Origin of the sequence: Paraburkholderia nodosa DSM 21604, from assembly GCF_000519185.1 — a bacterium.
In the GTDB taxonomy this organism is placed as follows: Bacteria; Pseudomonadota; Gammaproteobacteria; order Burkholderiales; family Burkholderiaceae; genus Paraburkholderia; species Paraburkholderia nodosa.
The window spans coordinates 99,272-110,087 of record NZ_JAFA01000008.1 but is presented as its reverse complement, the minus strand read 5'-3'; the positions used below and the strand labels follow the sequence as shown (position 1 = coordinate 110,087).

Here is a 10,816-nt window from a genome sequence, read left to right as displayed (position 1 = left end):
GCGCGAAAGCACGCTCACCACCAGCGCCAGAAGTGATGCACGGGGCCGACGCCATGACCGACGTCGAGTCGATCACTGGCCTCCAGCGCCGCCGTCAGATACTGCTTGGCTTCGCCAACGGCCGGTGCGAGCGCTCCGCGCTGCGGCCACAGTGCGGCAATGGCGGAAGAGAGCGTGCAGCCCGTGCCGTGCGTATTCGTAACCGGCACGCGCGGGCCGCCCAGGCGCAGCGTGCCGCCGGCTTCGATGAGCCAGTCGGGGCTGTCTGCGCTGCCCAGATGCCCGCCTTTCATCAGCACCGCCTGTGCACCGAGCGCGCGCAGCGCTTCGCCTTGCTCGACCATCGCGGCTTCATCTGCGGCGGGCGACACGCCGAGCAGCGCCGCGGCTTCCGGCAGATTCGGCGTGACGACGGCCGCTAGCGGCAGCAGCTCCTCGCGCAGCGCAGCGACCGCTTCGGGCGCGAGCAGGGCGTGATTGCTCTTCGAGATCATTACGGTGTCGAGCACGACGCGCGGCGGCTGATGGCGGCGCAGCGCGTCGGCGACGGCGCGCACGATCTGCGCGTTGGCGAGCATGCCGATCTTCACGGCGTCGATGCGGATGTCGTCGAACACGGCGTCGAGCTGCGCGGTGACGAAACCCGCGTCGGGCGCGTGGATCGCGGTGACGCCGCGTGTGTTCTGCGCGGTGAGCGCCGTGATGACGCTCGCGCCGTACGCGCCGAGCGCGGAGAACGCCTTGAGGTCGGCCTGAATGCCCGCACCGCCGCCCGAGTCGGAGCCGGCGATCGTGAGAACGTTGAAAATCGGTGAAGTCATGGCAGCGTCAGGTGCGCGTCGCGCGCGGCCGGGTCGACAAGACGTGCCGCGCGTGCGCAGGGAAGGATCGATTCAGCAGACGTGGCGGCACGGACGGTTTGCCCACAGGCGCGCCCATCAATGCCTGTGATTTTCGCCGATCAGCGCGACCGAGTCGAACGAGCGTTGATTCGCCTGGTGGCGGCGCATCACGAGCCACATCATCAGACAGACGAACGTGCCGAACAGCACGATCACGATGGTCACCGGCACGTCGAGCCAGACGAGCACGGCGTAGAGGCACAGCATCACGAGCACCGAGAGGTTCTCGTTGAAGTTCTGCACGGCGATGGAGTGGCCGGCGGAGAGCAGCACATGGCCGCGGTGCTGGAGCAGCGCGTTCATCGGCACCACGAAGAAGCCCGAAAGGCCGCCCACGACCATGAGGAAGAGGTACGCAAAAATCAGGTAGCCGGGAATGCGCACGTGGCCGATATGCAGGCCCCAATGCGGCGGAAAGAGATGGCGCGTATAGAACGCCATGAGCATGACCGCAAGACCCATGATGATGCCGACCGGCAGCACCGAGAGCGACTTCTTGAGCGGCACGCGCGCGGCCGCGATCATGGCGCCGGCCGCCACGCCCACGGCCACCACGGCCTGGAGCACGGCGCCTTCGGAGAGCGACATGCCGAGCGAGACTTCGGCCCACTTGAGCACGATGAATTGCAGCGTCGCTCCGGCACCCCAGAAGAGCGTCGTGACCGCGAGCGAGATCTGGCCGAGCTTGTCGCCCCAGAGCGTGTTGAAGCAGTCGGCGAAATCGGTGATGAGGCGGATGACACCGTGTTGCTGGCGCGGGTAGCGCGCGCCGGTGTCGGGAATGCGCAGATTGAAGAGGGCGGCGATCACGTAAATCACCATGATGACGACCATCGCGGCTTCGGCGGGCGTGCTGATCGCGGCGGGCGTGTGCCGCAGCACGTGCGAGGCGATGTGGGGGCTGATCAACGCGCCGCCGAGCACGGTGCCGAGGATGATCGAGCCGACTGTCGTGCCCTCGATCCAGCCGTTGGCGGCGACGAGGCGCTCAGGCGGCAGCAACTCGGTCAGGATGCCATACTTGGCGGGCGAATAAGCCGCTGCGCCGAAACCCACTACGCCATAGGCAAACAAGGGGTGGGTGCCGGCCAGCATCAGGGCGCAGCCCACGACCTTGATCGTGTTCGTGATGAACATCACGCGGCCCTTGGGGCGGGAATCTGCGAAGGCGCCGACGAAGGCGGCAAGAACGACGTAGGAGAGGACGAAGAACAGCTTGAGCAACGGCGTCATCCAGTTCGGGGCGTGGAGATCTTTCAGCAGTGCAATTGCAGCGATCAGGAGCGCATTGTCGGCCAACGACGAAAAAAACTGCGCGGCCATAATGGTGTAAAAGCCTTTTTTCATCTGATGCGATGCTTTCCTCGCTGCGGTCCGTCCGCCCCGGACGGGTGGGAGGCATCCGGGCTTATTACGTTCGAAATGGGTTGTGCGCAGGGCTTTATATCACGAAAATAGGTGCACTCGGACTAGCACAATCCTTGAGCGCCCGTCAGGCGGGCCTGTCGGGTGCTGAAAACACCCTGTAAGCTCCTGATTCGAAAGCGTCTTTGCGAAAAAATCTCCCATGCCGCGCCCCCTCTCAGCAACGATCCACACCGCCGCACTCGCCAATAACCTCGCCGTCGTCCGCAAGTACGCGCCAAAGTCGAAAATCTGGGCCGTGGTGAAGGCCAACGCCTACGGGCACGGGCTTGCGCGCGCGTTTCCCGGCCTGCGCGCAACCGACGGTTTCGGCCTGCTCGACCTCGAGGAGGCCGCGAAGCTGCGCGAACTCGGTTGGGCCGGGCCGATCCTGCTGCTCGAAGGTTTTTTCCGGCCGACCGACATCGACGTGATCGACCGCTACAGCCTCACGACCGTCGTGCACAGCGACGAGCAGATGCGCATGCTCGAAATGGCGCGTCTGTCGAAGCCGGTCAACGTCCAGCTCAAGATGAATAGCGGTATGAACCGGCTCGGCTACACGCCGGAGAAGTATCGCGCCGCATGGGAGCGTGCGCGTGCCTGTGCAGGCATCGGCCAGATCACGCTGATGACGCACTTCGCGGACGCCGACACGCCGCGCGGCGTCGGCGAGCAGATGGCAACGTTCGAGCGCGGTGCGCAAGGCATTGCCGGCGCGCGCAGCCTCGCCAATTCGGCCGCCACGCTCTGGCATCCTTCAACGCACTTCGACTGGGTGCGCCCCGGCATCATTCTTTATGGCGCTTCGCCCTCGGGCTTCGCCTCGGCGCTCGAAGGTACGGGCCTGCAGCCGGCCATGACGCTCGCGTCCGAACTGATCGCCACGCAGCACGTCGCCGAAGGGCAGACCGTTGGCTACGGCTCGATCTTCACGGCGCGCAAGCCCATGCGCATCGGCGTGGTGGCGTGCGGTTATGCCGACGGCTATCCGCGCGTCGCGCCCGAAGGCACGCCCGTGATCGTCGACGGCGTGCTCACGCATGTGGTGGGCCGCGTCTCGATGGACATGCTCACCGTCGACCTCACGCCAGTGCACAGCGCGGGCGTGGGCGCGCGCGTGGAGCTGTGGGGCAACAATCTGCCCATCGACGACGTCGCGAAAGCGTGCGGCACGATCGGCTACGAGCTGATGTGCGCCGTTGCGCCGCGTGTTCCCGTGCGGGCCGAATAACGCCATGGCAAAGAGCATGGCGAAGGTCAAGACACTGTATACGTGTACCGAATGCGGCGGGCAGGCGCCCAAGTGGCAGGGCCAGTGCCCCGCGTGCGGCGCGTGGAACACGCTGGTGGAAGGCGTTGCCGAAACGGCGAGCTCTCACCGTTTCCAGTCGCTCGCGAAGAGCGCTCCGGTGCGGCGTCTCGCCGATATCGAGGCGTCCGACGTGCCGCGCTTCACGACCGGCGTGGGCGAGTTCGACCGCGTGCTGGGCGGCGGCCTCGTAGCGGGCGGCGTGGTGCTGATCGGCGGCGATCCCGGGATCGGCAAATCGACGCTGCTGCTGCAGTCGCTCGCGCAAATCGCAGCCGAGCGTCGCGCACTTTATATAAGCGGCGAAGAATCGGCAGCGCAGATCGCGTTGCGCGCGCAACGATTGGCGCTCCTCGATCCCGGCTCCATGGCGAGCGAACTGCAGCTGCTTGCCGAGATCCAGCTCGAAAAGATCCAGGCGACGATCGAGGCCGAGAAGCCCGACGTCGCGGTCATCGACTCGATCCAGACGATCTACTCCGAAGCGCTGACTTCCGCGCCCGGCTCGGTTGCGCAGGTGCGCGAGTGCGCGGCGCAGCTCACGCGCATCGCCAAGCAGTCGGGCACGGCGATCATCATGGTCGGCCACGTGACGAAGGAGGGCAACCTCGCGGGGCCGCGGGTGCTCGAGCACATCGTCGACACTGTGCTGTATTTCGAGGGCGACACGCATTCGTCGTTCCGGCTCGTGCGCGCGTTCAAGAACCGCTTCGGCGCGGTCAACGAGCTGGGCGTGTTCGCGATGACCGAGAAGGGCCTGCGCGGCGTGGCGAATCCTTCGGCGCTCTTTCTCTCGCAGCACGAGCAGAGCGTCCCGGGGTCCTGCGTGCTCGTGACCCAGGAAGGCTCGCGGCCGCTGCTCGTCGAGGTGCAGGCGCTCGTCGACACGGCGCACGTGCCGAATCCGCGGCGCCTCGCCGTCGGCCTCGAACAGAACCGGCTTGCCATGCTGCTGGCGGTGCTGCATCGCCATGCCGGCATCGCGTGCTTCGATCAGGACGTGTTCCTCAACGCCGTGGGCGGCGTGAAGATCACGGAGCCCGCCGCCGATCTCGCCGTGCTGCTCGCCATTCATTCTTCGATGCGTAACAAGGCGTTGCCCAAGGGTCTGATCGTTTTTGGCGAAGTCGGCCTCGCAGGCGAGATCCGACCCTCGCCGCGCGGCCAGGATCGTCTGAAGGAAGCGGCGAAGCTGGGTTTTTCATGCGCCCTGATTCCCCGCGCCAATGCGCCGAAACAGCCGATCGAAGGTTTACAGGTGATTGCGGTGGAGCGCCTCGAGGAAGCAATCGACCGGGTGCGCGAGCTGGATTGAGCACGCCGCGCCCGTGCAGATGGCTTGTACTGGCGCGTAATGATTAGTAACAACCCTGGTTCCGGCTGTAACCATTTCAGACCGCGATTTCCCTATCCTTGGCGCGATGTTCAACCCGTGTCGAGCGGAAAGGATAGCGACTTGAAACAGACTGATACGTCCTTCGACGGTCGTTCGATCGTCGTGCGCGGCTGCCGGGTGTCCGAGCCGCTCATGCAACCTTGGGGCAGCACGTGCCGTATCGTCGAGTGGATCGATGGCGACGGGCGCATTTCGCGCCGCGTCGTGGCGGAAGACGTGACGGCGGCCGAAGTGCGCAGCACCATTGCGCACCACGTGGAAGGCCGCAAGTACGTGATGTACGACGACGAACGGACGCCGCGGCAAACGCTGCCGCGACGCTAAACAAAAATGGGCGCTGCGAAGCGCCCTTTTTTCATTGTGCTCGCGGGTGATGCGGGATACGGCGAGGGCTAGCCCCAGGGGCCGTAAGTGAAGGGCTTTTTGCCGCCAGGCGCGCTCGACGTGTCGGTGCCCTGGCCGGGCTGCGTAGGTTGGCCGGGTTGGACCGGCCGGGCAGGTTGGACGGAGTGCGTGCCTTGCGGCTGAGCGCCTGGCTGAAAAGGCGCCGCCTGCATACCGGGCGCGGCCTGCTGCGTTTGCCTCGCGGCCATTTCGTCCATCATGGCTTGCAGCACTTCGGCATTGAAGAGGGGATGGCGCGAAGCCTCGCCCGGCGTGAGGACAGGTGAAACACAGGTGTCGATCGCCTCCAGACGGTCGATCCAGGTCTGCAGCGACTCCGACTCGATGATGGCCGCTAACTCGCGCGTGAGCGCGGCGGCGTCCGCGCCGCCGATCGCCTGACCGAGACTCCAGTGGCGCTCGGTCCAGTCGTCGCGGCCGATGGCGTGGCACAGCGTCTGCCAGAACTTCAGCTCGAGCGCGCCAACGGCGAGCCACCGCCCGTCTTTCGTGCGATAGAGGTTGTAGCAGGGCACGCCGCCGTTGAGCAGACCGCCGCCTGGCTGCAGCGCCGCGGCGTCGTCGTTGGCCAGCGCGACCTGGGCGACCACGTTGTGCGCGTAACTCGCGTGCGCCATCGAAACATCGACGAAACGGCCCTCGCCGCCGCGCGCCACATGCCAGAGCGCGGCGAGAATCTGGGTGACCGCGCTGAGTGCGCCGCCAAGCAGGTCGGCAATCTGAAAATTGGGCAGCACCGGCACGCCGTCGCCCGTGGCCAATTGGTCGAGCACGCCCGAATAGGCGACATAGTTGATGTCATGGCCCGGATGGCCGGCGAAAGGGCCGGTCGTGCCGTAGCCCGTGATCGCGCAGTAGACGAGTTTCGGATTGACCTTGTGCAAGGCCTCGTAGCCTACGCCGAGGCGGTCCATTACACCGGGCCGGAAACTTTCGACGAGGACGTCGGCGTCGCGTGCGAGCGCGAACAACACCGAGCGGCCGCTCTCGGTCTTCAAATCGACTCGCGTTTCGCGCTTGCCGCGATTGACGAGACGATAGAACGCACCGGGGCGCGCGGCCACTTCGTCCACCGCGCTTTGCATCATCACGCGTGCCGCGTCGCCCGCGCCGGGCGGCTCGATTTTCAGGACATCGGCGCCCATTTCCGCGAGCCGCAAGGTGGCCACGGGCCCGGGCAGAAGGCGGGTCAGATCCAGTACGCGAAGGCCCTGCAATGCGGCGGGTGACGACACTCGTGACTCCCTGGCGAACATACCTGGCGAAAGCGCCTAATGGCGCGATGGTGACTCAGCGCTGCGCTAGCCGATCTGCTCGAGTTCCTCGTGCGCATCGAGCCATTCGGCTTCGAGCGTATCGAGGCGCGAGGCGACTTCGGCCTGGCGGCGAATCGCTTCGGTCAGGCGGCTCTTCTGCTCCGGCTCGTAGCTCGCCGGGTCGGCGACGAAAGCGTCGAGCGTGCTCTTTTCGCCGTTGAGCGCATCCATTTCCTTTTCGATTTTGCCGATTTTCGCCTGTAACGGCTTCTTCAGGTGCGCAACCTTCTGGCGCTGCTCCGCTTCCTGGCGGCGCTGTTCCTTGCGATTGACGCCATCGGCGGCACTTGCGCCGTTTGCCGCATTCGCCGTGCCGGAAGCGGCCTCCTTGAGCGCCGCGCGTTGCTCGGCCGCGTGTTCCAGCAGCCAGTCGCGGTAGTCGTCGAGGTCGCCGTCGAACGGCTGCAGACGGTGCTTCGCCACCAGCATGAATTGATCGGTCGTGGCGCGCAGCAAATGCCGGTCGTGCGACACGAGGATCAGCGTGCCTTCGAACTGCGCGAGCGCCATGGTCAGCGCATAGCGCGTTTCGAGGTCGAGGTGGTTGGTCGGCTCGTCGAGCAGCAGCAGGTTGGGCTTTTGCCAGATGATGAGCGCGAGCGCGAGGCGCGCCTTCTCGCCGCCCGAGAACGGCGCGATGGGCGCCGCGGCCATTTCGCCGGGGAAGTTGAAGCCGCCGAGGAAATCGCGCAGCTCCTGCTCGCGCGTGTCGGGCGCGAGACGCGCGAGATGCTGGAGCGGCGAGTCGTCCGGGCGCAGCGTTTCGAGCTGGTGCTGCGCGAAATAGCCGATTTGCAGGCCCTTGCCCGTGCGCAGCTCGCCGGAGAGCGCCGCGAGCGTGCCCGCGAGCGTCTTGATGAGCGTGGACTTGCCCTGGCCGTTCGCACCGAGCAGGCCGATGCGCTGGCCGTTCTGGATCGAGAGCGTGACGCGCTCGACGATGGGCGTTTCGCTGCCGTCCTCGGCCCGATAGCCGCAGCGCACGTCTTCCATCACGAGCATGGGGTTGGGCGCGGAGTCGGGCGTGCGGAATTCGAACGTGAACGGCGAGCTGGCGTGCGCCGGTGCGATCAGCTCCATCTTTTCCAGCGCCTTCACGCGGCTTTGCGCCTGGCGCGCCTTGGTGGCCTTGGCCTTGAAGCGGTCGATGAAGCTTTGCAGGTGGGCGACGGTGCGCTGCTGCTTTTCATACGCGCTTTGCTGCAGCGCCAGTTGTTGCGCACGCAGGATCTCGAACTGCGAGTAATTGCCGCCGTAACGCTTGATCTGCTGGTTCTCCAGATGCAGCGTGACGTTGCAGATCGAGTCGAGGAATTCGCGGTCGTGCGAGATCACGACGAGCGTGCCGGGATAGCGGTGCAGCCAGTCTTCGAGCCAGACGATCGCGTCCAGATCCAGGTGGTTCGTGGGCTCGTCGAGCAGCAGCAGGTCCGAGCGGCACATGAGCGCCTGCGCGAGGTTCAGGCGCATGCGCCAGCCGCCCGAGAAACTCGAGACGCTCTGGCGCGTTTGCTCGAGCGTGAAGCCGAGGCCGAGCAGCAGCGCTTCGGCTCGCGCGGGGGCGGTGTAGCCATCGGCGTCGGCGAAGGCGCCGTGCGCTTCGGCTTCGGCCGCGCCATCGTGCGCCGCCGAAGCTGCGGCGATGCGGGCCTCGATTTCGCGCAGCGCGGCGTCGCCGTCCAGCGCGTAGTCGAGCGCGGTGCGGTCGACGGCCGGGGTTTCCTGCGCGACGTGCGCGATGCGCCAGGACGGCGGCAGCGAGAAGTCGCCGGCGTCGGCGTGCAGCTCGCCGCGCAGCACGGCGAACAGGGTCGATTTGCCCGCGCCGTTCGCGCCGATGAGACCGACCTTTTCGCCGGGGTTCAGCGTGAACGAGGTCTGTTCGAAAAGCGGCTTGGTGCCGCGGGCAAGACTGAATTGGTTGAAGCGGATCACGACGGCGCCGGCGGGAAGAAAACGAAAGAAGGCGCTATTTTAGACCGGGACGCGCAGACCGGGGCGCGCAGCCTGTGCCGCGCTGCGGCCGGCATTGGCCGAACGGCTAGCCGTCCGGTCGAGTGCTAATTGCCCGTTTTCTCACGTAGACTGGCGCTTTTCCACGGGAGAGCCAGATGACATCGATCTATTCGTTTTCGGCGCAACCGCTCGGCGGCGGCGAGCCGGTGAGCCTCGAGCGCTATACGGGCAAGGTGCTCCTGATCGTCAATACCGCGAGCGAGTGCGGATTCACGCCGCAATACGCGGGCCTGCAAAAGCTCCACGACCAGTACGCCGCGCGCGGGCTCGCGGTGCTCGGCTTCCCGTGCAACCAGTTCGGCAAGCAGGAACCCGGCGACGCCGCGCAGATCGGCAGCTTCTGCGAGAAGAACTACGGCGTCACGTTCCCGATGTTCGAAAAGATCGACGTGAACGGGGCAAACGCGCATCCGCTGTATCGCTGGCTCACGGGCGAGGCGCCGGGGCTGCTCGGGCTCGGAGGCATCAAGTGGAATTTCACGAAGTTTCTGGTCGACCGCAACGGCGGCGTGGTGAAGCGCTATGCGCCCATGACGAAACCCGAGGCCATCGCAGCGGACATCGAAAAGCGGCTCTGAGCGCAGCCGGGCGGCACAGGCGCGCTAGAGAATCGGCGCGAAGAGCCGCGCGAGATGCATCGTGATCTTGCGCCACGCGGGCGCGTCGCGATACTCGCTGCGATCGATCTCGAACGCCTGTTCGAAGTCGCGCAGCAGCATCGCTTCGACTTCGGCCGCGAAGCCGCGATGCACGGTCAGCACCATGATCTCGAAGTTCAGGCGAAACGACCGGTTATCCAGATTCGCGCTGCCGATGGCCGCAGCCACGTCGTCGATCAGCACGACCTTCTGGTGCAAAAAACCCGGCTTGTAGCGAAAGATGCGGATGCCCGCGCGCACCGCATCGAAGGCGTACAGCATCGACGCCTCGAAGACCACGTAATGGTCGCGCCGGCTCGGGATCATGATGCGCACGTCCACGCCTCGCAGCGCTGCGAGGCGCAGGGCCGAAAACACGGCTTCGTCGGGCACGAGGTAGGGCGTCGTGATCCAGAGGCGTTTTTTCGCGGCGTTGATCGCCTCGACGAAGAAGAGCGAGCAGGTCTCCTGGCGGTCCGCCGGCCCCGTGGGCAGAACGAGGCAATACATGTCGTCGCCGTCGCGCGGCGCGACCGTGGGCGGCTCGCAGCCGGGCAACTGCTGGGTGGCCCAGTACCAGTCCTCGGTGAAGGCGAACTGCACGTTGGCGACCGCCGGTCCGCGCAGTTCGATATGCGTGTCGCGCCACGGAGAGAGGCGCGCGTTCGCGCCCAGGTATTCGATACCCACGTTGTGGCCGCCCACGAACGCGTGCTGGCCGTCCACCACGACGATCTTGCGGTGGTTGCGGAAATTGAGCTGGAAGCGATTCACGAAGTGGCGCTTCGTGGAGAACGGGTGCACCTCCACACCGCCGTCCTGCAACTCGTGCACGTAGCTGGCGGGCAGGTCGAACGAGCCGATGCTGTCGTACAGGAAGTACACGCGCACGCCGCGTTTGCTGCAGTCGAGCAGCACGTCCTTGAGCATGTCGCCGAGCGCGTCGGCTCGCACGATGAAGAACTGCACGATCACGTAGTGCCGGGCCTGCTCGATCGCATCGAAAATGGCGGAGAAGGTCGCTTCGCCATTCACGAGCGTGCGCACCGCGTTGCCCGGCACGAGCGGCATCCCGCCCAGGCGCGCGAACGTGCGGATCACGCGTACGCCCAGTTCGTCGGCAGGCCATTCGCCCGCGGAGACGAGTTTGTCCCATTCGGGCGCGTGGGCGCGTGAGCGCAAGGTTTCGTTGCGCAGCCGTCTCGCGTCCGCATAGCCCGCGAACTTGCTGCGGCCGAGAAAGAGATAGGGGACGAGCGTGAGGTAGGGCATCGTCGCGAGCGAGACGGCCCAGGCGATCGCGCCTTGCGAGGTGCGCGTGTTGAGGATGGCGTGGCACGCTGCGATCAGTCCGAGCAGATGGATGATCGCGAGCAGCGTGCCGAGGTGTGACCAGTCGAATCGCATAGATGCGTGGGACGCTCCTT

Annotated in this window: 9 protein-coding genes; 4 read left to right on the top strand and 5 right to left on the bottom strand. The window is 66.0% G+C overall.

Going from position 1 to position 10,816, the window contains the following annotated elements; genetic code table 11:
• Positions 1–14 precede the first annotated feature (14 nt).
• A complete protein-coding gene (gene thiD, locus A3CW_RS0113680; RefSeq protein ID WP_028204083.1) occupies positions 15–821 on the bottom strand; it encodes a bifunctional hydroxymethylpyrimidine kinase/phosphomethylpyrimidine kinase in 807 nt (268 codons plus the stop codon).
• Positions 822–938: 117 nt separating this feature from the next.
• Positions 939–2,249, bottom strand: a complete 1,311-nt coding sequence (lplT, locus tag A3CW_RS0113675) for a lysophospholipid transporter LplT (protein WP_028204082.1) — start codon at positions 2,247–2,249, stop codon at positions 939–941.
• Positions 2,250–2,469: 220 nt separating this feature from the next.
• On the opposite strand from lplT, the gene alr reads away from it, so the two are divergent.
• The 3 genes from alr (at position 2,470) to A3CW_RS0113660 (ending at position 5,338) form a co-directional block, all read left to right on the top strand.
• Positions 2,470–3,540: an alanine racemase gene (gene alr / locus A3CW_RS0113670; protein WP_028204081.1), complete on the top strand. Its 1,071-nt coding sequence runs from the start codon at positions 2,470–2,472 to the stop codon at positions 3,538–3,540.
• Between the two features lie 16 nt (positions 3,541–3,556).
• The gene (gene radA / locus A3CW_RS0113665) at positions 3,557–4,933 is read left to right on the top strand and encodes a DNA repair protein RadA (RefSeq protein ID WP_028204080.1); all 1,377 of its coding nucleotides are present in this window, start codon (positions 3,557–3,559) and stop codon (positions 4,931–4,933) included.
• A 141-nt stretch (positions 4,934–5,074) separates the two neighbouring features.
• Entirely contained in the window at positions 5,075–5,338 is a 264-nt protein-coding gene (locus A3CW_RS0113660; protein WP_028204079.1) for a DUF2866 domain-containing protein, read from the top strand.
• Between the two features lie 68 nt (positions 5,339–5,406).
• On the opposite strand, the gene A3CW_RS46225 is transcribed toward A3CW_RS0113660, so the two are convergent.
• Both A3CW_RS46225 and A3CW_RS0113650 read right to left on the bottom strand, forming a co-directional pair.
• The gene (locus tag A3CW_RS46225) at positions 5,407–6,654 is read right to left on the bottom strand and encodes a CaiB/BaiF CoA transferase family protein (RefSeq protein ID WP_245623633.1); all 1,248 of its coding nucleotides are present in this window, start codon (positions 6,652–6,654) and stop codon (positions 5,407–5,409) included.
• A 66-nt stretch (positions 6,655–6,720) separates the two neighbouring features.
• Positions 6,721–8,670, bottom strand: a complete 1,950-nt coding sequence (locus tag A3CW_RS0113650; protein WP_028204078.1) for an ATP-binding cassette domain-containing protein — start codon at positions 8,668–8,670, stop codon at positions 6,721–6,723.
• Positions 8,671–8,846: 176 nt separating this feature from the next.
• Between A3CW_RS0113650 and A3CW_RS0113645 the strand changes: the two genes are divergently transcribed.
• Positions 8,847–9,329, top strand: a complete 483-nt coding sequence (locus A3CW_RS0113645) for a glutathione peroxidase (protein WP_028204077.1) — start codon at positions 8,847–8,849, stop codon at positions 9,327–9,329.
• Between the two features lie 24 nt (positions 9,330–9,353).
• Here A3CW_RS0113645 and cls read toward each other — a convergent pair whose 3' ends face one another.
• Positions 9,354–10,796, bottom strand: a complete 1,443-nt coding sequence (gene cls / locus A3CW_RS0113640) for a cardiolipin synthase (protein WP_028204076.1) — start codon at positions 10,794–10,796, stop codon at positions 9,354–9,356.
• Between the last annotated feature and the right edge of the window lie 20 nt (positions 10,797–10,816).